The sequence below is a fragment of the Rhodococcus sp. WB1 genome (assembly GCF_001700945.1).
Lineage (GTDB): Bacteria > Actinomycetota > Actinomycetes > Mycobacteriales > Mycobacteriaceae > Rhodococcus > Rhodococcus aetherivorans.
In genome coordinates, this window is sequence record NZ_CP015529.1 from 4184867 (window position 1) to 4206874 (window position 22008).

Genomic DNA, 22008 nt, shown 5'->3' on the forward strand with positions numbered 1-22008 from the left:
GCCGGGTCGGGGACGTCGACATCGTCATCGTGCGACCTGATGGACGGCGGCAGCGAACAGGCGTGGTGACCGCGCAGCCAGCGGCACGATGACAGGGCCGAGGCGGGGTTGCCGACGCGCCCACAGCAGGGAGGAGGTCAGCAGGCGTGAGCGCCGCGACGCCCGCGACCATGCCCGTTCGTAGCGTGCCGGTTGCCCGCATTCGAGGCACTGCACAAGGGCGCGTGCGCATTTCAGAGCGACGTCGATGCCTTCGCCGGTGATCGCGTCCACGTATCCGGCCGCGTCGCCGACGAGCAGCACACGGCCCGCGACGCGGGCCCTGGCGTCCTGACGCATCGGTCCCGCCCCCCGGACGGCGGTCGCCGCGGTGTCGGGGAGCCGCTGGGCAAGGGCGGGGAATTCGGCCAGCTGCCGGGCGAACGACCCGCGGGTAGCGGAGAGCAGCGCCACGCCGACGAGGCGGGGACCGACCGGGGTGACGTAGGCCTCGCGGTCGCGGGCCCAATGCACTTCCACGAAGTCGGTCCATGGGGCCACCTCGAAGTGCCGGCGTAACCCCCACCTGTGGTGACCGGACGGTGGGCGGTCCAGGCCCAGCTGCCGTCGGATGGCGGAGTGCAGCCCGTCGGCCGCGACGAGGTACCGCGCCGTGGCGCCTGCGGCCGTCACGCACCGGGCATCCTGCGTGATCTCGGAGACCCGGCGCTGCAGCACCGGAACACCTCGCGTCACGACCTCGGACTGCAATGCTGCCTGCAGATCGGTGCGGCGCACCCCCAAGCCGTGGCCGTCGCGGAAGACGGCCTCGGCCCGGCAGTGCCCGTCCGTGTACCGGATCCCCCGGAGGGGATGTCCGTCGACCGGCACACCGAGTTCGCGCAGGCAGGCGACCGCGCCCGGCATCAGACCCTCCCCGCAGGCCTTGTCGATCGGCGACGGCCTCGACTCGATCACGACCGTATCGAGGCCGGCCCGGGCGGAATACAGGGCCGTGGCCAGCCCGGCGGGGCCGGCGCCGACGACGATCAGGTCATGCATCGCGCACCAGTTCGCGCAGGGCGGCGTTCTCGGCGCGGATCCGCACCCGAAGTACCACGGCATCGAGCGCAGTGAAGGTCACCGCGGTCACCCACGCGGAGTGGACGAGCGGCAGTGCCGCACCCTCGGCGACGACGGCCACGTAGTTGGGGTGCCGGAGCCGGCGGTACGGCCCACGGCGGATCAGGGGCAATCCGGGCACGATCACGATGCGGGTGTTCCAGCGGTGTCCGAGGGTGAGGATGCACCACCATCTCAGGCACTGCGACGCCAGGACGAGTGCCAGCATCGGCCGGCCGAGAGCCGGCACGTACCGGCGGCCGACGCCGAACGTCTCGATCAGGCATCCGGCCAGCAGCCCCGCGTGCAGTGACGCCATCACCGGATAGTGTCCGCGGCCGCTCTCCCGGCCCCCGCGCTCCATGCTCCACGCCAGGTTCCGCCGGGACACCACCAGCTCGGCGAGCCGCTCCGTGGCGACCGCGGCGACGAGCAGGAGATAGAACATGGCGTCCGCGCTACCACTCGAGGAGGACGAGTTCGGAGCAGAACCCCGGCCCCATGGCCATCATGAGCCCCGGAGTGCCCGGTTCCGGGGGGCGCTGTTCGAGCGTGTCCCGCAGCACGTGCAGGACCGACGACGAGGACAGGTTCCCCACCGCGGCCAGCGACCGGCGGGTCATCTCCAACGCCTGCGACGACAGACCGAGCACGGACTCGACCGCGCGGATCACCCTCGGCCCTCCCGGATGGCAGACCCAGGCGGTGATGTCGTCCGTCCGCAATCCGTGTTCGGCCAGGAACGAGCGGACGTCCGCACCGAGGTACTTTTCGATCACGGCGGGCACCTGGGCATCGAGGACGATCTTCAGGCCGCTCGACCCCACATCCCACCCCATGGTCCGCTCGGTGTCCGGGTACAGGTGGCTGCGCGACGCGATCACCCGGGGCCCGCGCGCCCGGGTCCGTTCGGCGCGCCGGGCACCGACGGCCGCCACCGCTGCCGCACCGTCGCCGAACAGCCCGGTCGCCACGAGATTGGCGATGGAGTGATCGTTGCGCTGCACCGTCAGCGAACACAGTTCCACGGACAGCAGGACGGCCACGTCGTCGGGGTGCCCGAGCAGATAGTCGTACAGACGCGCTGTTCCCGCCGCACCGGCAACGCACCCGAGCCCGAAGATCGGCACCCGTTTGACGTCGGGTCGCAGCCCGACCCGATACGCGATCCGGGCCTCCATCGACGGGGCGGCGACACCGGTGACCGTGGTGGACATGATCAAGTCCACCTCGTCGGGTCGAATCCCGGACTGGGCGAGCGCGCCGGTCACGGCGGCCGCACCCAACTCGATCGCACCTTCGATGAACGTGTTGTTGCAATCGTCGAAGTCGTGCAGCTCCGGATAGCGCTCGAGCGGGCGCACCAGGTGCCGCGTCCGGACCTCGGCATTGGCGTGCAGCCGCTGCAGCAACCTGATGTCGCCGTCCTCGCCGAGGCAGTAGTCGGCGAACATCTTGGTGAGCTCGGCCTGAGCGTAACGGTGCGGTGGTACGACGCCGCACACCCCCGCCAGCGTCGTCCCCTCGACGAGGGGTTTCGGTGTGGAGCGCTGCCCCGGAGCGGCCCGGGGGTCTGCCTGCAGGTTGACGATGCTCATGAGTGACTCCTCGCATCGCGCGGCTTGTGGCGCCGCGCCACTTACCCAGCTCGACACTTGTCCGGGATCGGGAGCCTCGATAGCCACCCTAGGGGTGAGAAGTGTGACCCTGGGGTGAGAGCCGGGAGCGCGGGGACGTCCGGTTCGGAACCCGGAACGGCGTCCCGCCGCCGGGGCCACGTCTTCGGAGCGTGCGGCCGCTATGGGACGTGGGCGCCGGACCGAACGATCATCTCTCGGTTGGGGATGCCGGTGCAACTGCTCGGATGTGCAGTCCCGTGTCGGCGAGCGGAGGTGGGCCGGTGGCGGTGCGGGCGAAGCGGCGTGACCTGTCTGCGCTGCGGCCTCATGCGACGTCTGCCGGTCAATTGCCTTCCATCGTGCGAATGGGACTGCGCGGCGCCGAAATATCCGGCAACCCGGGCGGGGTGAGATTCACGATGACTCCCTCGAACCAGCGCCCGTTGCCGATGATGTTCGTGTACATGCGGATGAAGGGGTAGTACAGCTCCAGCGCCCGGTTCAGGTCGTCGTTGCGGGCGTCGAGGATCTGCACGACGCCGCGGAGTTGTTCGAGTGCCGGTCCGATGGTGGCTTCGTTGTCGCGCACGAGTCCGGTCAGTTGCCGGGACAGGCGCTGGGTTCCGGTGAGCAGCTGGGAGATCGCCTGCTGCCGGCTGTTCAGTTCCCCGATGAGCAGTCCGGCGTCGGTGATCAGTTGAGTGAATTCGGCATTGCGGTCGGCCAGCACCCCTGTGGTGTGCTCGGTCGCGTCGAGCAGTCTGCGCAATTCTCGGTCGCGGCTCGCGATGGTCTGTGAGAGTCGGGTGACGCCGTCGAGGGAGGCGCGGATGTCGTCGGAGGTGTTGTCGAATGCCTGGGACAACACCGTCAGGCTCTGGGCGAGTTGGGTGGAGTCGATCTCCCCGATGGTCTGTGCCGCCGCCGAGAAGGCCTCGAGCACGTCGTAGGGAGACGTGGTGCGGTCGCGTGGGATCACCTCCCGCGGATTCAGGACCTCGGAGCCACGGGGGTCGAGGGCCAGGTACTTCTGCCCCAGGATCGTCTTGATCTGTATGGAGGCGGAGGTGTTGTCACCGATCCACGCGTCCTTGGCTCCGAACGTCACCTCGACGTGGTCGCCTTCGAGTTCGACCGACATGACCTTGCCGACCTTGACACCGGCGATCCGGACTTCGTTGCCAGGTCTCAGGCCCGCTGCTTCGGTGAACTCGGCACGGTAGAGGGCGCCGGCTCCCAGGAGCGGTAGCGAATCGAAGGAGAAGACCGCCAGCGTCGCCAACAGCATCACGAGGATGGCGAGGGCCCCCACCGCGGCCGGGCTGCGAGGTTCGGCCATGGCGTCTGCAACTCCTCCTCGTCGACCGCGATCCGCGTCTCCCCCTGCTGCACATCCACCTGGGCGGCTCCTTCGTTGCGACCCCGGGCCCGCACGGGATCGCAGACCGCTGCCCAGTCAGTGTGATCACTGTCACTGCGGGTGACAAGTTGCGCGCCCGGACAACGGACAAATGCCGCAGGGGCCGGTGGAACAGGGCCGCGTCGCCGACGCCCGGTCGGAGCCGGGCTCGACGACGACCCGCGGACCCGTTGCACAGCACGCGGGGCGGTGACCGGTTCCGGTCACCGCCCCGCGTGCCTGCGCGTCGGTGGCAGCGTCAGCGCACCATCAGGTCCAGTTCGTCGTCGGCGACGTCGACTCGGACCTGCCCACCCTCGACGAGCACGTCGTCGAGCAGCAGGTCGGCGATGCGGTCGTCCACGGCGCGCTGGATGGACCGGCGCAACGGCCGCGCCCCGAACTCCGGCTGGTGGCCGTGCTCGGCAATCCAGTCGACGGCGGCCTCGGTGAACTCGATCTCGATTCCCTTGGCGTGCAGTCGCTTGCGGCTGTCGTCCAACAGCAGGTCGGTGATCCGGTGCAGCTGCTCGGTGTCGAGCCTGCGGAAGATCACGATCTCGTCGATGCGATTGAGGAACTCCGGCCGCATCGACTCGCGCAGACGACCCATCACCCGGTCCCGCAGCGGCTTCTCGGCCGCCTCGGCGTCCCCGGTGCTGAAGCCCAGCGCCCCGCCGCGGCTCGAGATGATGTCCGAGCCGAGGTTGCTGGTCATGATCACCACGGTGTTGGTGAAGTCGACCGTGCGGCCCTGGCCGTCGGTGAGCCGGCCGTCGTCGAGCACCTGCAGCAGGGTGTTGAACACGTCCGGGTGCGCCTTCTCGATCTCGTCGAGCAGCACGACCGAGTACGGGTTGCGCCGCACCTGCTCGGTGAGCTGACCCGCCTCGCCGTAGCCGACGTAGCCCGGGGGCGCCCCCACGAGGCGGCTGACGGTGTGCCGCTCGCCGAACTCGCTCATGTCCACCCGCAGCATCTTGCGTTCGTCGCCGAACAGCACCTCCGCCAGCGCCTTCGCCAGCTCGGTCTTGCCGACGCCGGTGGGACCCAGGAACAGGAAGCTGCCGACCGGCCGATGCGGATCGCTCATGCCGGCGCGGCTGCGCCGCACGGCCCGGGCCACGGCCCGGACGGCCTCGTCCTGCCCGACGACGCGCCGGTGCAGTTCGTCCTCGAGGCCGCGCAGCCGCTCCTTCTCCGCCTGGGTCATCCGCGTCGCCGGGATGCCGGTGGCGCGGGAGACGACCTCGGCGATCAGTTCCGCGGTCACCTCGGGCACCTCGGCACCGGCGGGGGCGCCGGCATCGAGACGGGCCTGCACCTCGGTGATCTGGTCGCGCAGTCGCGAGGCCTGCTCGTAGCGTTCCGCCGCGACGGCCCGGTCCTTGTCGGCCTCGAGCCGGGCCAGCTGCTCGCGCAACGCCTTCTCGTCGACGCGCGGTGAGCGCAGCCGCAGCCGGGCACCGGCCTGGTCGATCAGGTCGATCGCCTTGTCGGGCAGGTGCCGGTCCGGCAGGTACCGCACCGACAGGTCCACGGCGGCGTCGAGCGCGTCGTCGGTGTACCGCACACCGTGGTGTTCGGCGTAGCGGTCCCGCAGGCCGCGCAGGATCGCGACCGCGTCGTCGTGGCCGGGTTCGCCGACGGTGACCGGCTGGAAGCGGCGCTCGAGCGCCGGATCCTTCTCGATGTGCTTGCGGTACTCGTCGAGCGTGGTGGCGCCGACGATGTGCAGTTCCCCGCGGGCGAGCTTGGGCTTGAGAATGTTGCCGGCATCCATCGCGCCTTCGTTGCCGCCGCCCGCGCCGACGACGGTGTGGATCTCGTCGACGAAGACGATCAGCTCGTCCGAGTGCGCGGCGATCTCGTCGAGCACCTTGGTCAGCCGCTCCTCGAAGTCGCCGCGGTACCGGGTGCCGGCGACCATACCGGTCAGGTCGAGCTGCACGATCCGCTTGCCGCGCAGGCTGTCCGGGACGTCGCCGTCGACGACGCGCTGGGCCAGACCCTCGACGATCGCGGTCTTGCCGACACCGGCCTCACCGACCAGAACCGGGTTGTTCTTGGTGCGGCGGGAGAGGATCTCGACGGTCTGCTCGATCTCGTCGGCACGGCCGATGACGGGGTCGATGCCGCCGCCGCGGGCACGCTCGGTCAGGTCTACGCCGTACTTGTCCAGGGTGGGGGTGGCGGACTGCTCCTGCGCCGCCTCGGCGGGCGCGGCGGGCTGCAGGGCGGCCTGGAGCGACTGAGCGGTGATCCCGGCCGAGACGAGCAGCCCTCCGACCCCGTGTTCCTGGTCGGCGGCGAGGGCCACGAACAGGTGCTGGGGTTCGATGTAGGTCGCGCCGAGGGCGCGCGTGAGCTGGTGCGCCTCGAGCAGCACCGTCTTGATCGCGCCGGTGAGGGCGGGAGCGGTGACCGCGGTGCGGGTCTGTTCCTGCGGGAGCCGTTGCTCCACCGCGGCCAGGACCTCGGCGGGATCGGCCCCGGCGCGGGTCATGACCGACCGGACCGGGTCCTGTTCCGCCATCACGTGCAGGACGTGGAGCGCGTCGAGGTCCGTGTCGCCGCGTTCGGCGGCGAATCGGGCCGCAGCGGCCATGAGTTCCTGGGTGCCACGGCTCAGGTAGCGGGTGATGTCGATACGCCCAGGGCCACCAGGCCCGAAGAATGCCGGCATTCCGAAGCCTCTCTCTCGGACTTGAGTCTTTCTCACTCAACTAACGTGTCGGGTCCCCTGTCAATTCCACAGATGGTGTGATGTGCGCCATATCCTTGAGGCCCGAATTTCAGTTGTGCACAACATAGCGGTGCGCTACTTTATTTCTCGTGTCCGACGATCTCGCGCTCGACCGGCAGGTCTGCTTCGCGCTCTACTCCGCCTCCCGGGCCACCACCGCCGCCTACCGCGGCATGCTCGACCGGCTCGGCGTCACCTACCCGCAGTACCTCGTACTCCTGGCCCTGTGGGAACAGGAAAGCCGCGGGGACCACAGCGGCCGCGGCGTCCGCGACCTGTGCGACGCCCTCGACCTCGACACCGGCACCCTCTCCCCGCTCCTCAAGCGGCTCGAGAGCGCCGGACTGCTCGAACGCCGGCGGCAGAGCAGCGACGAGCGCCGCGTGCAGATCCACCTCACCGAGGCCGGGCGCGAGCTGCGCGCCCGCGCCGAGGACATCCCCGCGCGCATGGCCCGCGCGAGCGGCCTCGCGGCCGACGAGCTGGCCGCCCTTCGCGACACGCTCCACCGCATGACCGAGGCGCTGCACCGCCCCGAAACACCCGATCCCCATCCCGCCACCCCACAGGAGAAGCCATGAACGTGCTCTACACCGCCGAAGCACTCGCCACCGGAGAGGGTCGCAACGGCCGCGCCCGGACCTCCGACGGCAAGCTCGACCTGGGCCTCGCCATCCCCACCGAAATGGGCGGCACCGGCGAGGGCACCAATCCCGAGCAGCTCTTCGCCGCGGGATACGCCGCCTGCTTCCACTCGGCGCTGCAGCTCGTCGCCCGGCAGGACAAGGCCGACGTCGCCGACTCGGCGGTCGGAGCACGCGTCGGCATCGGCCGCACCGACGGCGGCGGCTTCGGCCTGAAGGTCACGCTCGAGGTGTCGCTGCCCCACGTGCCGCGCGCACAAGCCCTCGAACTGACCGAGAAGGCCCACCAGGTGTGCCCGTACTCGAACGCCACCCGCGGCAACATCGAGGTCGACCTCGAGGTCACCGAGGACTGACCCGCGCGGCTCGCCGCGGTCACTCTCGCGCGGCTCGCCGCGGTCACTCTCGCGCGGCTCGCCGCGGTCACTCTCGCGCGGCTCGCCGCGGTCCGTCCCCAGGCACGCGTAGCGTGGATTGCGTGTGCAGGCAGGACGGGCCGCGGCTCGCGCAGTTCACCGCGGGACTCGGCTTCACGCTCGACGACTTCCAGGTCCGCGCCTGTCGCGCTCTCGACGAGGGCCGGGACGTGCTCGTCTGTGCCCCCACCGGCGCCGGCAAGACGATCGTCGGCGAGTTCGCGGTGCACCTGGCGCTCGCCGCCGGCGGCAAGTGCTTCTACACGACGCCCATCAAGGCCCTGAGCAACCAGAAGCACGCCGACCTCGCCGCGCAACTCGGGGACGAGCGGGTCGGCCTGCTCACCGGAGACGTCTCGGTCGACCCGCACGCACCCGTGGTCGTCATGACGACCGAGGTGCTGCGCAGCATGCTGCACGGCCGCTCGCCCCTGCTCGACGGGCTCACCCACGTCGTGATGGACGAGGTCCACTACCTCGCCGACCGCGAGCGCGGCGCGGTGTGGGAGGAGGCCATCCTCTATCTACCCGGCACCGTGCGCCTGGTGAGCCTGTCCGCGACGGTCAGCAACGCCGAGGAGTTCGGTGCCTGGCTGGGCCGGGTCCGCGGCGCGACCACCGTCGTCGTCGAGGAGACCCGGCCGGTTCCGCTGCACCAGCACGTGCTCGCCGGGGGCCGGCTGTTCGACCTGTTCTCCCCCACCACCGGTGCGATCGACGAGAACCTCGTGCGGTACGTCGCGCATCGCCAGCTCGTCGACGCCGCCCCCGCCGTCCCGTCGCGTCGCCGGCGCCGCCGCACGGCCACGCCCGGCCCGGCCGGCGTCGACCGGCCCGAGCTCGTCGCGCGGCTCGAGGCCGAGTCGCTGCTGCCGGCGATCTGGTTCCGCTTCAGCCGCAGCGGCTGCGACGAGGCCGTCGCCGAATGCCTGCGCTCGTCGCTGCGGCTCACCGAGGCCGCCGACGTCACCCGCATCCGCCGCATCGTCGACCGGCACACCGCCGGCCTCTCCCCCGCCGACCTCGACGCGCTCGGATTCGCCGACTGGCTCGACGGACTCGAACGCGGCTTCGCCGCCCATCACGCGGGCATGGTGCCGGTATTCCGGCACGCCGTGGAGGAGCTGTTCGGCCTCGGCCTCGTCCGGATCGTCTTCGCCACGGAGACCCTCGCCGTGGGCGTCAACATGCCCGCACGGACAGTCGTGCTCGAACGCCTCGTCAAGCACACCACCGCCGGGCCGGTCCGCCTCACCGCCGGCGAGTACACCCAGTTGACGGGACGGGCCGGCCGTCGCGGCATCGATCGGGAGGGCCACGCGGTCGTGCTGTGGAGCCCGGAGGTGCAGCCGGCCACCGTCGCGGGGCTCGCCTCCACCCGCACCTACCCGCTGAACAGCTCCCTGCGGGTGGGCTACAACACCGCTGTCAACCTCGTCGACCGGCTCGGCGTCGCCGGAGCCCGGGACCTGCTCGGCCGGTCCTTCGCCCAGTTCCAGGCGGAGCATTCGGTGGCCGCGCTGGCCACCGCGGCGACGACGAACGCGGCGACGCTCCACCGGCTCGACGACGAACTCGGGGACGCCGAGGGTTTCGCCGAGTACCAGCAGTTGCGCGAGCGGCTGGCCGCGGCGCGCACCAGCGGCACCGCCGACGCGGTGACCGCTCTCGCGCGGGCCGTGCGTTCGCACCCCGGGCACCGGCACGCCGATCGGGAACGCCTGATCACCGTCGCCGAGCGCCGTCGCGCGCTGGCCGCCGACACCGAGGTGCTGCGCGGGCAGGTCGCCGCCGCCACCGGCCGGCTCGTGGAGACGTTCGACCGTGTCCTCGGGCTGCTCGACGAACGCGGGTACATCCTGTCCGACCCGTACACCGGCGAGGCGGTGGCCACCGACCACGGCCGGATGCTGGGCCGGATTTATTGCGGCAGCGACCTTCTCGTTGCCGAGTGCCTGAGAACCGGCGTGTGGGCGGGCCTCGATCCGGCCGAGCTGGCCGCCGTCGTGTCGAGTGTGCTCGGCGAATCGCGACGGCCGGCGCCCGGCGGCGGAGCCCCCACGGCCGGTGTCGACGCCGCGTACCGCGCGACGGTCCGGCTGTGGCGGGAACTGTCCGACGCGGAGCGCCGGCACGGCCTGCCCGCGGGCCCCGAACCGGATCCGGTGGCGATGCGCGCGATCCACCGGTGGGCCCGTGGCGACGGCGTGTCCGCGGCCCTGCGCGAGGCGGCGGAGTCGGATCTGTCGGCGGGCGATCTCGTCCGGCGCTACCTGCGCACCCTCGACCTGCTCGGGCAGATCGGCAGGGGCGAGTGCCCGGTGGAGCCGGCCGGCTTCACCGCGGCCGGGTACCCACAGCGCTCTCCAGTTCGGTGAGCGCGCCCTCGAGGAGCTCGACCAGCCGGTCGAGGGCGGGCACCGCGTGGCGGTCGCCGACCACCCCGAGATCGAGCCGGCCGTCGTTCCCGGTGAGGGTGATGCTCAGTGCCTGCCCGTTCAGCACGGCCGGCACGGGGTAGATGCCGGTCAGCCGCGCACCGTTCCAGTACCGGGTGCGGGAAGGTCCCGGCAGGTAGGAGATCAGCACGTTGAACGGCGGCGGGATCTCGTCGACGAACCGCCGCACCGGCTCGAGCGCGAGCGGGCTCAGCGACAACGCGCTGAGCATCAGGAACTGGGTTCCGCTCAGCGCGGTGACCACCCGGTCGGTGTGGACGAGCGAGTCGGCGATCCGGGCGAGCCGCACCGCGGGATCGGGTTCGTCGGTGGCCAGGCCGATCACCATCGCTCCGACGCCGGGTTCGCGGCCGCCGGGACCGACCGCGGCGCCACCGAGGTTCATCGGCACCGGGAGCATCGCGGTCAGCGGTGCCTCCGGGAGCGCGTACCGCTCGGACAGATACGCGCGCAGGCCGCCGGCGCACATCGTCAGCACGACCGCGTCGATCGTGGTGTCCGCCGACGTCGCAACCGAGTGGAGCCGCTCGATCGGCCAGGAGCGCGCCGCGAGGGTCCGGCCCCGCCCCACTGCGACGTTGAACATCGTGGGCGGCGTCTGCCACGGCAGCGCCACCTGGTGCCGGCGCACGCCCTCCGTGACCAGCCTGCCGATCTCCGGGGTCATCGCGAACACCTCCGCGCCGACCCGGAGCCCGGCGCGCAGCCACGAGGTGGGAAGGGGCGACAGCCGAGCCCGGGGGGCCACCACCTCCGGGCTCCACGGCGCGGGGCAGTCGCGGGCGCCGGGGTCGGTGGACATGCTCCGGTGCAGCAGGCGCAGGCCGGCCGGGCCGTCGGCGAGGGACAGGTGGATCTTCGCGTACATCGCGGTGCGCCCGTCCTCGAGTCCCTCGATGACGTACACCTCCCACATCGGGTGGAGCGGGTCGAGCGGGGAGCCGTGGATCCGGGAGACGAGGGCCAGCAGGTCGGCCATCGAACCGGATCCGGGCACGGCGGTGTGACGTACGTGAAACCGCAGGTCGACGTCCTCGGGACGCGACCACCACGGGTAGCCGGCCCCGCGCAGCGTCCGCACCGGACGCCGGCGCAGCGCATCCGCCACCTCGTCGTGGGCGAGCAGGGTCTCGTACATGCGACGGGCATGGTCGTCCCCGGCATCCGGCGGGGGCTCGAACAACGCGAGAGCCCCGAGGTGCAGTGGACGCGACGAGGTTTCGAGCAGCACGAACAGCGCCTCGGGAAGGCTCATCACCTGCATTCCCCCATCGTGGCGCCGAAACAGCCCGCGCGTGCGGTAACCCGGCCATCTCCGCAGGGACGTGCCCGCGACGCGCGGAAATGGTGTGACGTCTCCGCGCCGCGGGGACTACCCCTCGTCCAGTCCCGGACGACGCGGAGACGTAGGGGGCCGGGACTCCCCGCTCGCATGCCAGGCGGAGTGACCTCCCTGCCGGGATCGCGGCCCGAAGCGACGATAGCAACAAACCGGTCGCACGGTATGTCTTTGGAGCTGGTCCCGCCCGTATTTCTCCGCGCGGGCGTGTTTCGACTCGGGAGCGCGTGGCTATAGCCCTTACACGGGCACCGCCCCACGAGAGGTCTCCCGCGCGGCGCGGCGGCTCGCGGACCGTTGGAGCGACAGGAGCGCGGACCATGACCATCCAATCCGCAGGCGGAGGTGGGGGCGGCGGCACGATGGCACGGCCGAACTCGTCCGGCCTCGCCGACGTCATCGACACCATCCTCGACAAGGGACTCGTCATCGACGCATTCGTCCGCGTCTCGCTCGTGGGCATCGAGATCATCACGATCGACGCACGGGTCGTGGTGGCGAGCGTCGACACCTACCTGCGTTTCGCCGAGGCAGTCAACAGGCTCGAGATCTCCACGACCGAGCCGAAGGGCCTGACGGACGTCGTCGGCGGCGTGGCCGGGAACGTCGTCGAGAAGGCCGCCGAGCACAAGACGAAGGGCGCACTGGACTCCGCCGGCGAACGGGTCCGTGGCCTGCTCGCCGGCAACGAGGACGAACGGGAGCCGGCGCCACGCCGATCCCGCAGCAGAGACCGGTGACGTTCACCTCCGCCGATCGGCGGCCCGCACCCGCCGCCGTCACGGCATGGGTCCGAACTCCGGCCACCGCCGTCCGGTTCCCCGGCGGCCCGGAGCGGGTCTAGTCTCCTCCGGGTGAGGACACGCACCGGTGCGTTCGCGCCGTCCCTGCTGCGGCGCATGGCGGCGCGGGCGACGCTCACTCCTGTCCGGGTCGTGGCGCTGAGCTTCGCCGCCGCGATCGCCGTCGGCACGCTCCTGCTCCTCACGCCCGCGGCGAGCCTGCCCGGTACCGCGACCTCCCTCGTCGACGCCCTGTTCACCGCGACCTCGGCGATGTGCCTGACGGGCCTGGTCGTCGTCGACACGCCCACGCACTGGTCCGGCTTCGGCCAGGGCATCATCCTGGCCCTGATCCAGGCCGGCGGGTTCGGGATCATGACCATGGCCTCGCTCGTCGGCCTGCTGCTCGCGAACCGGATCGGCCTCAAGGCCCGATTGAATACCGCGGCCGAGGTGCGTGCGTCGGGGCTCGGCGACGTCCGCTCGGTCGTCGTCGGCGTCGTGCGGATGAGCGTGTTCATCGAGTCGGTCACCGCGGTGGCGCTCGCCCTGCGGTTTGCGCTCGGCTACGAGGAGCCGCCCCTGCGTGCGGTGTGGCTGGGAGTGTTCCATTCCGTCTCGGCGTTCAACAACGCCGGCTTCGCGCTCTACAGCGACAACATCATCGGCTTCGCCGACGATCCGTGGATCTGCGTGCCGCTGATGCTCGCGGTGATCCTGGGCGGCATCGGGTTCCCGGTCCTGTTCGAAGTGACCCGGCACCTGCGCGGCCGCAGCCACCGCTGGAGCCTGCACACCCGCCTGACCGTGACCGTCACCGCGGTGCTGTTGGTGGTGGGACCGGTGCTGGTGCTGGTGCTCGAGTGGACCCGCACCCTGCAGCACTACCACTTCGGCCAGAAGCTGCTCGTCGCCGCGTTCCAGGGCGTGATGCCCCGCACCGCCGGCTTCAACAGCGTCGACTACGCCCAGATGGACCCGGCCACCCTCCTGGTGACGGACGTGCTCATGTTCATCGGCGGCGGCAGCGGCGGCACCGCCGGCGGAATCAAGGTCACCACCTTCGTCCTTCTGCTGTTCGTCATCCTCGCCGAGGCCCGCGGCGAGCGCTCGGTGAGCGTCTTCGACCGGCGCATCGACACCCGGGTCCAGCGTCAGGCGTTGTCGGTGGCCCTGATCGGTGTCGCCCTGGTGATGGTGCCGACCATCGCCCTGTTGGCGGGGACCTCGTTCGACCTCAACGTCCTGTTGTTCGAGGTCACCTCCGCGTTCGCCACCGTCGGCCTGTCCACCGGGATCACGGCCCAGCTGCCCGTCTGGGGGCAGCTGATCCTGGTGCTCCTGATGTATCTGGGCCGCATCGGATCGATCACCCTCGTGAGCGCTCTCGCCGCCCGCGATCGCGGCCGGCGCTACGAACTCCCGGAAGAAAGGCCCTTCATTGGCTAGGAAATCCGCCGCCGACGTGGTGGTCGTGCTCGGGCTCGGGCGGTTCGGCAAGTCGCTCGCGCTCGAGCTGATGAGCCAGGGCACCGAGGTCCTCGGCATCGACTCCAGCGACGCCGTGGTGCAGAAGGTCGCCCACCGCCTGACCCACGCCGTGGTCGCCGACACCACCGACGAGGAATCGCTGCGGCAACTGTCGGTGCACGAGTACGGCCGCGCCGTCGTGGGAATCGGTTCCGATCTCGAGGCCAGCCTGCTCACCGCCTCCGCCCTGATCAACCTGGGCGTGCACAACATCTGGGCCAAGGCGATCAGCAACGCGCACGCGAAGATCCTCACCCAGATCGGGGTGCACCACGTCGTCCGGCCGGAGCACGACATGGGCAAGCGGGTCGCCCACCTGGTGCGCGGCCGGATGATCGACTACATCGAGTTCGACGACGGCTTCGCGATGGTCAAGACGACCCCGCCGGCGTTCGCGATCGGCCGGCGCCTCGGCGACACCGCCGTCCGCTCCGACTTCGGCGTGACCGTCGTGGCGATCAAACGTCCCGGCGAGGACTTCACCTACGCCACCGCCGACACCGTCCTCGCCCCCGGGGACACCATCATCGTCTCCGGGCGGGTCCGGAACACCGAACGATTCAGCGAACTCACCTGACAGCACCGGAACGACGTAGGCTGCAGACGATGTCACCGACAGCGCACCAGGAGCGACCGGACCCCCACCCGGCCGCGGCACCGAACGGCACCGGTCGTGCCCGGTAGCACGCTGAGGACCCGGTTCAGCCGTTCCGACGCCCTGACCGAGCGACCCGACTTCGCGCTGGTGGGCATCCTGCGGGTGCCGCAGCTACAGACCAGCCCGGGCCGGGCGATCGTGCGCCGGATCGGATACGCCCTGATCGCCCTGGCCCTGGTGGTGCTCGTCGTCTACCTCGACCGCGACGGCTACTCCGACGCCCAGGACAACGAACTGTCGTTGCTGGACTGCCTCTACTACGCGACGGTGTCGCTCTCGACCACCGGCTACGGCGACATCACCCCCATCACACCGCAGGCCCGCCTCGTCAACGTCCTGGTCATCACCCCGCTGCGGATCTTCTTCCTCATCATCCTGGTCGGCACCACCCTCTCCGCCCTGACCGAGAGCTCCCGCCAAACCTTCCGCATCCAACGCTGGCGACACCGCGTGCGCAACCACACCGTCGTCGCCGGCTACGGCACCAAGGGCCGCACCGCGGTCGAGGCGATGCTCGGCGACGGCGCCGCGCCCTCGGACATCGTCGTCGTCGACACCGACCCCGTGGTGCTCGACGCCGCCAGCGGCCAGGGCTTGGTCACCGTCCAGGGCTCGGCGACCAAGTCCGACGTGCTGCGCCTGGCCGGGGTGCCGCACTGCGACTCGATCGTCGTCGCCGCCAACCGCGACGACACCGCGGTGCTCGTCACCCTCACCGCCCGTGAACTCGCCCCCGCCGCCAAGATCGTCGTGGCCATCCGCGAATCGGAGAACACCCATCTGCTCCGCCAGTCGGGCGCCGACACGGTGGTGATCTCCTCCGAGACGGCGGGCCGGTTGCTCGGAGCCGCCACCATCACCCCGAACGTCGTGGAAATGATCGAGGACCTGCTCACCCCGGAGGAAGGCTTCGCGATCGCCGAACGCGAGGTCGAACCCGGCGAGGTCGGCGGCTCACCGCGGCACCTCCCCGACATCGTCCTGGGCGTCGAACGCAACGGCCGCCTGCTGCGTGTCGGGTCCCCGGAGGTCGAGGCGGTGGAGGCCGGCGACCGGCTGCTCTACCTCCGGCGCGTCTCGGACTGATCGGAACGTCCCGGACCGGCCGGGGCGTCTCGGACCGACCGTGCGGTTGCCGTCCCGGGTTCCGCTATCCGGCCGGGGCGCACAGCCGCGCCGACAGCTCCCAGAGTCCGCGGGCGACAGCCTCGTCGTGCGAGCGCGAATTGGATTCGACACGCTCGGGGGCGCCCCGCAGCTCGAACAGGCCACCGGGACCGTAGTACCCGCCGGGCTCGACGCCGGGCGCGGTGGCCGCGTACAGCAGCGGCAGCGCTCCGGTCTGCGGGGACTGCCCCACCAGCCGGTTCGCCACGCCCAGGAACACGTCCTGGATCGACTCGGTGTGTGACTGCAGGTTCGTCGAGGAGTATCCCGGGTGCGCGGCCACCGCCACGACCGGGGACTGCTGCTCGGTGAGCCGGCGCTGCAGCTCGTGGGTGAACAGCAGGTTGGCCAGCTTCGACTGCCCGTACGCCAGCCACCGGTCGTAGCGACGGTGCTCCCAGTTCAGGTCGTCGAGATCGATGCGACCGATCCGGTGCATGCCGCTCGACATCGTCACCACGCGGTCGGTGACGCGCTCGCCCAGCAGGGCGGTGAGGGCGAAGTGGCCGAGGTGATTGGTTCCGATCTGCATCTCGAATCCGTCGACGGTGCGGCGCAGCGGTACTGCCATCACGCCGGCGTTGTTGACCAGCACGTCGACCTCGTCGACGCCCCCGGCGAATTCACGCACCGATGCCAGGTCGGCCAGATCGAGGCGCCGCACCCGCGCGTTGGGCCCGATCTCCCGGGCCACGGCCTCGCCCTTGGCCACGTTCCGGCACGCCAGCACCACCCGCGCCCCCGCGGCCCCGAGTGCGCGGGCCGCCACCTCGCCCAGGCCGCTGTTGGCGCCCGTCACCACGAAGGTGCGGCCGTCCTGCTTCGGGATGTCGCGTGTGGTCCAAGCCGTCATGTCGGCCACCCTACGGGGAACGGGACATCCGGGAAAGGAACCCGCTCGGCCACCCGCCCGGCGCCGACACGTCGCCGACACGTTCCCGAAACAGGCCGGCGATAGGGTCGCCTCGCTTCCGTCGCCCGTCGCGCCGGAATTCCGAAGGGAGCAGTAGGAGGGGTCCCGTGCCGCCACGTCGCAGGTCGATACTGCTCGACCGGCTCGAATCCGGGACCCCCGGCCGTCCCCAGCAGGCCATCCTCGACGAACTGCGCCGCGTCATCCTCTCCGGCGCCGTCCCGCCGGGAACCCCCATCCCGGTACCCGAGGTGGCGGAACTGTTCGGCGTCAGCCGCATCCCGATCCGAGAATCGCTGAAAACCCTCATCGGCGAGGGACTCGTCGACCACCGGCGGAACCACGGATACACCGTCGCCCGGCTGACCGCCGCCGAACTCCGCGAGATGTATCTCGTGCGGGAAACCCTCGAGACGGCAGCACTGACGGCGGCGGTGGCGCTGGCCACCGAAGCCGATCACGCCCACGCCGCATGGGTCCACGCACGCCTCGAACGCGCCGTCGCCGACGACGATCCGCACACCTACCACCGCGAGAGCCGCGAGTTCCACCTGGCGCTGGCCGGCCCGTCGCGCATGCACCGGCTGCTGCACATGCTCGAATCGGCTTGGAACATCACCGAACCCGTGCAACCGATGGTGCACGTGTCCGCGGTGCAGCGGACGGTTCTGCATGCCGAGCACGAGCGGATGCTGACCGCGTTCCTGGCCCGGGACACGGCGGGGCTCCTCGCCGCCGCCGACGCCCACAACCATCGGCTCGATTCCGTGATCGCGACGCTGCCCGCCGACGCCGGGTTGCTGACCCCGGAAGATATACCGATCGGGAAACCCACCGGCAACACCTGATCGTTACCGTTCTCCTCATCGGAATTCACCACCGTCGCTGAGATTCCGGGTCCACTGCCTTCCTCGCGGACCTGCGCCGTGCCGAACCGATCGGCGCCCCGCCGGTCGTCGACGTCCAGGAGTACCCATGACCGAATTGATCTCTCCCCGCCGTGATCTGCCGCGCGGCGCCGTGCTCGGCGCCGACGACCTCGTCGAAGCGGCGGGCCACCCCGTCGGCGGCGGGCTGGTCGAGCCGGACTACGACCCGCGGCTCACCAACGAGGACCTCGCCCCGCTGAAGAAGCAGAGCTGGGGCTCGTACAACATCTTCGCGTTCTGGATGTCCGACGTGCACAGCGTCGGCGGCTACGTCACCGCCGGCAGCCTCTTCGCCCTCGGCCTGGCCAGCTGGCAGGTGCTGGTGGCCCTGCTCGCCGGCATCACGATCGTCTACTTCTTCTGCAACCTCGTCGCCAAGCCCAGTCAGGTGACCGGCGTGCCCTATCCGGTGATCTGCCGCAGCGTCTTCGGGGTGCTCGGCGCGAACATACCCGCGATCATCCGCGGCCTGATCGCGGTGGCCTGGTACGGAATCCAGACGTTCCTCGCCTCGGCGGCGCTCGATGTGGTGCTGATCAAGCTGTTCCCGTCGCTGGCCCCGTACGCGGTGGTGGAGGACTACGGCTTCGCCGGACTCTCCGCCCTGGGCTGGGGCAGCTTCCTGACCCTCTGGGTCGTGCAGGCCTGCGTATTCTGGCGCGGCATGGAGTCGATCCGTAGGTTCATCGACTTCTGCGGTCCCGCAGTCTATGTCGTGATGTTCCTGCTGTGCGGCTACCTGATCTCCCAGGCCGGTTGGAGCGCAATCGATCTGAATCTCGGCTCGGTGACCTACACGGGCCTGGATGCGATTCCGGTGATGCTGGGCGCGATTGCGCTGGTGGTGTCCTACTTCTCCGGACCGATGCTGAACTTCGGCGATTTCTCCCGCTACGGAAAGTCCTTCGCCGCGGTGAAGAAAGGCAACCTCCTCGGCCTGCCGGTCAACTTCCTGGTGTTCTCACTACTCGTGGTGATCACCGCGTCGCTGACCCTGCCCGTGTACGGCGAGCTGATCACCGATCCCGTCGAAACGGTCGCCCGCATCGACTCGACCTTCGCGATCGTGCTCGGCGCCCTGACGTTCACCGTCGCCACCATCGGCATCAACATCGTCGCCAACTTCATCTCCCCCGCCTTCGACTTCTCCAACGTCAGCCCCCAGCGGATCAGCTGGCGCGCCGGCGGAATGATCGCCGCCGTCGGCTCGGTGCTGATCACCCCGTGGAACCTGTACAACAACCCCGATGTCATCCACTACACCCTCGAGACGCTCGGCGCATTCATCGGTCCGCTGTTCGGCATCCTGATCGCGGACTACTACCTGGTGCGGAGGCAGAAGGTGATCGTCGACGATCTGTTCACCATGTCCGAGCGCGGCGCGTACTGGTACCGCAAGGGCTACAACCCCGCCGCGGTGATCGCCACCGTCGTCGGCGCCGCCGTCGCGGTGATCCCGGTGCTGGTCAAGTCCGCGCCCGGCATGTACACCGCCGCGCAGTACAGCTGGTTCATCGGGTGCGGCCTCGGCCTGGCCGTCTACTACGTCCTCGCCACCCGCACCGCCCTCGCGGTCCGCGTCGGCGACGGTTCCGCCGAACCGGTGAGCGTGGGCTGATCGGAATGCGCATCAAGGTCGTCAACCCGAACACCACCCGGTCGATGACCGCCACCATCGAGGCGTGTGCCCGGGCCGTCGCCGGCCCGGGCACCGATGTCGAGGCGGTCAGCCCCACGATGGGTCCCGCCTCGATCGAGAGCCACTACGACGAGGCGCTCGCCGTACCGGGTGTGCTCGCCGAGATCGCCGCGGGCGAGGAGGCCGGCGTCGACGGATACGTCATCGCCTGTTTCGGCGACCCGGGGCTCGACGCAGCGCGGGAGATCGCCGCCGGGCCCGTCGTCGGCATCGCGGAGGCCGCCATGCACGCGGCCGCGCTCCTGGGTCGTGGCTTCTCCGTCGTCACGACGCTGGGCCGGACCACCGGCCGGACGTGGGATCTGGCCGAACGGTACGGCCTGCGCCGGTCCTGCCTCGGCGTGCACGCGTGCGAGCTGCCGGTGCTGGACCTCGAGACCGATCCCGACGCCCGCAAGATCGTCACGGAGGCCTGTTTCGAGGCGCTCGACTCGGACGGCTCCGACGCCGTCGTGCTCGGGTGTGCCGGCATGGCCGACCTGTGCGCACACATCTCCGAGGAGCTCGGCGCCCCGGTCGTGGACGGGGTGGCCGCGGCGACGTTGTTCGTCCAGTCCCTGGTCACGCTGGGTCTGCGCACCGGCAAACGGGGCGAGTTCGCCGTCCCGCCGGCGAAGCCGTACGCGGGCCTGCTGGCGCCGTTCGCTAGAGCTCGAACCGCACGCCCGTGAGCTTCTCCGACAGCTCCCACAGTTGCCGGGCGGTGTCCGGATCTCCGGCGCGGCGGCTGTAGGCGGCCACGGTCGGCGGGCCGTACAGCTCGAAGAAGCGGTCCGGCCCGATGTAGCCGCCGGTCACCTCGGGATCGGCGGCGGCCACCACCACGGATTCGGCACCCTGGGCCGGGGTGCGCTCGAGCACTCTCTTCCCGAGGCGGAACAACTGGTCGAACCACGTTCCGGTGTGCGTGCCGACGTCGGTGGCCGCGTAGCCCGGATGCGCGGCCACCGCCCGCAGCGGCGATCCGGCGGCCGCCAGCCGGCGCCCGAGCTCGAGGCTGAACATCAGGTTCGCCAGCTTCGATTCCGCGTAGGCCAGCGAGCGGCTGTAGTGCCGGCGGCGCTCCCAGTTCAGGTCGTCGAGATGGATGCGCCCGAACCGGTGACTCATGCTCGAGACGGTGACCACGCGGTCGGTGAGCCGATCGAGCAGCAGCCCGGTCAGCGCGAAGTGCCCGAGGTGGTTGGTGCCCATCTGCATCTCGAAGCCGTCCACCGTGCGGCTCAGCGGCACACCCATCACGCCGGCGTTGTTGACGAGCACGTCGACGGTCTCGATGCCCGACGCGAACTCCCGCACCGACGCCAGGTCGGCGAGATCGAGCCGGCGCACCTGCGCGTGCGGGCCGATATCCCGCGCGACCGCCTCGCCCCTGGCCACGTTCCGGCACGCGAGCACCACGTCGGCACCGGCGGCACCGAGCGCCCGGGCGGTGGCCGCACCGAGGCCGCTGTTCGCGCCGGTCACCACGAAGGTGCGGCCCCGCAGGGTGCCGGGTGCCGGCGCGGAGAACCGTTCAGGCACCGATGGAGGACTTCATCATGGGCAGCATCGCCCACAGCTGGTCCTGCCAGTAACCCCACGTGTGGGTGCCGGCGGCCGGGAAGTCGAAGTGGGCGGAGTTGATGCCCAGGGTCGCCAACCGCACCTGGAACGCGCGGTTCTGCGCCAGGGCGAGTGCCTCGAGTCCCATCGCGTTACCCGTGTTGAACACCCCGATCGCGGAGTTCGGCCGGTCGTGCTGGCCGGGCAGGCCGCTGCCCGCGGAGATCCACATCGGCAGCCCCCGCATGCTGGGCGCGGCGACGAACGGGTCGTTGCGCAGCCACGCCGAGTTCCACGGCGGGCCCCACATCGAGTCGGCGTTGTAGCCGCCGGAGTCGATCATCGCGAGGCGGATCGCCTCCCGCATACCGGGCGCGGACAGGTTCAGGTAACCGGACATGGAACCGGCGAAGCGGAACTGGTCGCGGTGGTAGGCCGCGAGGATCAGCGCCGCGTTGCCTCCCATCGACAGGCCCACGATCGCGTTGCTGGAACGGTCGATGCCGTACGTACCGGCCAGGAAGTCCGGCAGGTTCTGGGTGAGGAAGGACTCCCACTTGTAGGTGTAGCGCTGGCCGTTGAGGTTGCTCGGCGCGTACCAGTCCGTGTAGAAGCTGGACTGGCCGCCGACCGGCATCACCACGTTGACGCCGTGATCCGACAGCCACGCGGCGTTCGTCTCGTGCTCCCAGCCGCTCACGTCGTTGGTGGCGCGCAGGCCGTCGAGCAGGTACATGGCCTTGTTGCTGCCGTTGTTCGCCAGCCAGATGCGGACCTTGATCTGGCCGACCCCGCCCGGCGCCGGCACCCAGTGCTCCCGCAGGCGGGAGTAGGGGTCCGCCGAGGCGGTGCCCGCGCCGGCGAAGGCCACCGCGAGCGGCAGCACGAGCGCCGCGATCAGGAATCGGACGAGCGCCCGAACCCCCCGGCGTCCGGCCTTGGTTCTGGAAGTATGAGTCACACCAGGCTCCATCAGCACATCTGTAGCAACAACAACTGTGGCCCCGACAGTTACGCAACAACACGGTAGAGGTCCACGTCGGCCTGTACGAGGCTTGCACA

The 22008-nt window shown here is 70.5% G+C and carries 19 protein-coding genes; 10 read left to right on the plus strand and 9 right to left on the minus strand.

The window, feature by feature from the left end:
* Positions 1 to 24: 24 nt before the first annotated feature.
* The 5 genes from A4U64_RS18610 to A4U64_RS18630 all read right to left on the minus strand — a co-directional run bounded on the left by A4U64_RS18610 (position 25) and on the right by A4U64_RS18630 (position 6805).
* Positions 25 to 1041, minus strand: coding sequence for an NAD(P)/FAD-dependent oxidoreductase (locus A4U64_RS18610; RefSeq protein ID WP_029541754.1), 1017 nt, complete (start codon positions 1039 to 1041; stop codon positions 25 to 27).
* Complete coding sequence (locus A4U64_RS18615) at positions 1034 to 1549, minus strand: isoprenylcysteine carboxyl methyltransferase family protein (RefSeq protein WP_065922952.1); 516 nt, start codon at positions 1547 to 1549, stop codon at positions 1034 to 1036. The genes A4U64_RS18610 and A4U64_RS18615 overlap by 8 nt, the downstream gene beginning before the upstream one ends.
* A 10-nt stretch (positions 1550 to 1559) precedes the next feature.
* Entirely contained in the window at positions 1560 to 2699 is a 1140-nt protein-coding gene (locus tag A4U64_RS18620; RefSeq protein WP_232334103.1) for a type III polyketide synthase, read from the minus strand.
* A 364-nt stretch (positions 2700 to 3063) separates the two neighbouring features.
* Positions 3064 to 4059, minus strand: coding sequence for an MCE family protein (locus A4U64_RS18625; RefSeq protein ID WP_006946898.1), 996 nt, complete (start codon positions 4057 to 4059; stop codon positions 3064 to 3066).
* Positions 4060 to 4378: 319 nt separating this feature from the next.
* Positions 4379 to 6805 carry an ATP-dependent Clp protease ATP-binding subunit gene (locus tag A4U64_RS18630; RefSeq protein ID WP_029541747.1) on the minus strand — a complete coding sequence of 809 codons (2427 nt, stop codon included), beginning with the start codon at positions 6803 to 6805 and terminating at the stop codon, positions 4379 to 4381.
* A gap of 149 nt (positions 6806 to 6954) precedes the next feature.
* Between A4U64_RS18630 and A4U64_RS18635 the strand changes: the two genes are divergently transcribed.
* The 3 genes from A4U64_RS18635 to A4U64_RS18645 all read left to right on the plus strand — a co-directional run bounded on the left by A4U64_RS18635 (position 6955) and on the right by A4U64_RS18645 (position 10303).
* Entirely contained in the window at positions 6955 to 7446 is a 492-nt protein-coding gene (locus A4U64_RS18635; RefSeq protein WP_006946904.1) for a MarR family winged helix-turn-helix transcriptional regulator, read from the plus strand.
* Positions 7443 to 7865, plus strand: a complete 423-nt coding sequence (locus A4U64_RS18640; protein ID WP_050034692.1) for an organic hydroperoxide resistance protein — start codon at positions 7443 to 7445, stop codon at positions 7863 to 7865. The genes A4U64_RS18635 and A4U64_RS18640 overlap by 4 nt, the downstream gene beginning before the upstream one ends.
* A 122-nt stretch (positions 7866 to 7987) precedes the next feature.
* Positions 7988 to 10303: a DEAD/DEAH box helicase gene (locus A4U64_RS18645; protein ID WP_006946907.1), complete on the plus strand. Its 2316-nt coding sequence runs from the start codon at positions 7988 to 7990 to the stop codon at positions 10301 to 10303.
* Here A4U64_RS18645 and A4U64_RS18650 read toward each other — a convergent pair.
* Positions 10263 to 11648, minus strand: a complete 1386-nt coding sequence (locus A4U64_RS18650) for a wax ester/triacylglycerol synthase family O-acyltransferase (protein WP_043799852.1) — start codon at positions 11646 to 11648, stop codon at positions 10263 to 10265. The two genes, A4U64_RS18645 and A4U64_RS18650, sit on opposite strands and share 41 nt — an antisense overlap.
* A gap of 395 nt (positions 11649 to 12043) precedes the next feature.
* Between A4U64_RS18650 and gvpJ the strand changes: the two genes are divergently transcribed.
* The 4 genes from gvpJ (at position 12044) to A4U64_RS18670 (ending at position 15779) form a co-directional block, all read left to right on the plus strand.
* The gene (gene gvpJ, locus A4U64_RS18655; protein ID WP_006946912.1) at positions 12044 to 12463 is read left to right on the plus strand and encodes a gas vesicle protein GvpJ; all 420 of its coding nucleotides are present in this window, start codon (positions 12044 to 12046) and stop codon (positions 12461 to 12463) included.
* Positions 12464 to 12577: 114 nt separating this feature from the next.
* Positions 12578 to 13954, plus strand: a complete 1377-nt coding sequence (locus A4U64_RS18660) for a TrkH family potassium uptake protein (protein ID WP_084648668.1) — start codon at positions 12578 to 12580, stop codon at positions 13952 to 13954.
* A 19-nt stretch (positions 13955 to 13973) separates the two neighbouring features.
* Positions 13974 to 14612, plus strand: coding sequence for a potassium channel family protein (locus A4U64_RS18665; RefSeq protein WP_029541736.1), 639 nt, complete (start codon positions 13974 to 13976; stop codon positions 14610 to 14612).
* Between the two features lie 96 nt (positions 14613 to 14708).
* Positions 14709 to 15779, plus strand: a complete 1071-nt coding sequence (locus A4U64_RS18670; protein ID WP_006946916.1) for a potassium channel family protein — start codon at positions 14709 to 14711, stop codon at positions 15777 to 15779.
* A 64-nt stretch (positions 15780 to 15843) separates the two neighbouring features.
* Here A4U64_RS18670 and A4U64_RS18675 read toward each other — a convergent pair whose 3' ends face one another.
* Entirely contained in the window at positions 15844 to 16713 is an 870-nt protein-coding gene (locus A4U64_RS18675; RefSeq protein WP_006946917.1) for an oxidoreductase, read from the minus strand.
* Positions 16714 to 16880: 167 nt separating this feature from the next.
* Here A4U64_RS18675 and A4U64_RS18680 point away from each other — a divergent pair, with 167 nt between their 5' ends.
* The 3 genes from A4U64_RS18680 (at position 16881) to A4U64_RS18690 (ending at position 20072) form a co-directional block, all read left to right on the plus strand.
* Positions 16881 to 17621, plus strand: coding sequence for a GntR family transcriptional regulator (locus A4U64_RS18680; protein ID WP_029541731.1), 741 nt, complete (start codon positions 16881 to 16883; stop codon positions 17619 to 17621).
* 127 nt (positions 17622 to 17748) lie between these two features.
* Positions 17749 to 19320 (plus strand): NCS1 family nucleobase:cation symporter-1, encoded by a 1572-nt coding sequence (locus tag A4U64_RS18685; RefSeq protein WP_065922953.1) that lies wholly within the window; start codon positions 17749 to 17751, stop codon positions 19318 to 19320.
* A 5-nt stretch (positions 19321 to 19325) separates the two neighbouring features.
* A complete protein-coding gene (locus tag A4U64_RS18690) occupies positions 19326 to 20072 on the plus strand; it encodes an aspartate/glutamate racemase family protein (RefSeq protein ID WP_050034687.1) in 747 nt (248 codons plus the stop codon).
* Here A4U64_RS18690 and A4U64_RS18695 read toward each other — a convergent pair.
* Entirely contained in the window at positions 20047 to 20925 is an 879-nt protein-coding gene (locus A4U64_RS18695; protein ID WP_065922954.1) for an oxidoreductase, read from the minus strand. The genes A4U64_RS18690 and A4U64_RS18695 overlap by 26 nt on opposite strands.
* Entirely contained in the window at positions 20918 to 21919 is a 1002-nt protein-coding gene (locus tag A4U64_RS18700; RefSeq protein ID WP_174824773.1) for an alpha/beta hydrolase, read from the minus strand. Before A4U64_RS18700 ends, A4U64_RS18695 begins: the two co-directional genes overlap by 8 nt.
* Positions 21920 to 22008 lie beyond the last annotated feature (89 nt).

What these genes read in the sequence shown, in the direction of transcription:
- A4U64_RS18610 (WP_029541754.1), bottom strand. Translation starts at nt 1,041, where the DNA reads ATGCATGACCTGATCGTCGTCGGCGCCGGCCCCGCCGGGCTGGCCACG.
- A4U64_RS18615 (WP_065922952.1), bottom strand. Translation starts at nt 1,549, where the DNA reads ATGTTCTATCTCCTGCTCGTCGCCGCGGTCGCCACGGAGCGGCTCGCC.
- A4U64_RS18620 (WP_232334103.1), bottom strand. Translation starts at nt 2,699, where the DNA reads ATGAGCATCGTCAACCTGCAGGCAGACCCCCGGGCCGCTCCGGGGCAG.
- A4U64_RS18625 (WP_006946898.1), bottom strand. Translation starts at nt 4,059, where the DNA reads ATGGCCGAACCTCGCAGCCCGGCCGCGGTGGGGGCCCTCGCCATCCTC.
- A4U64_RS18630 (WP_029541747.1), bottom strand. Translation starts at nt 6,805, where the DNA reads ATGCCGGCATTCTTCGGGCCTGGTGGCCCTGGGCGTATCGACATCACC.
- A4U64_RS18640 (WP_050034692.1), top strand. Translation starts at nt 7,443, where the DNA reads ATGAACGTGCTCTACACCGCCGAAGCACTCGCCACCGGAGAGGGTCGC.
- A4U64_RS18650 (WP_043799852.1), bottom strand. Translation starts at nt 11,648, where the DNA reads ATGCAGGTGATGAGCCTTCCCGAGGCGCTGTTCGTGCTGCTCGAAACC.
- gvpJ (WP_006946912.1), top strand. Translation starts at nt 12,044, where the DNA reads ATGACCATCCAATCCGCAGGCGGAGGTGGGGGCGGCGGCACGATGGCA.
- A4U64_RS18675 (WP_006946917.1), bottom strand. Translation starts at nt 16,713, where the DNA reads ATGACGGCTTGGACCACACGCGACATCCCGAAGCAGGACGGCCGCACC.
- A4U64_RS18685 (WP_065922953.1), top strand. Translation starts at nt 17,749, where the DNA reads ATGACCGAATTGATCTCTCCCCGCCGTGATCTGCCGCGCGGCGCCGTG.
- A4U64_RS18690 (WP_050034687.1), top strand. Translation starts at nt 19,326, where the DNA reads ATGCGCATCAAGGTCGTCAACCCGAACACCACCCGGTCGATGACCGCC.
- A4U64_RS18700 (WP_174824773.1), bottom strand. Translation starts at nt 21,919, where the DNA reads ATGGAGCCTGGTGTGACTCATACTTCCAGAACCAAGGCCGGACGCCGG.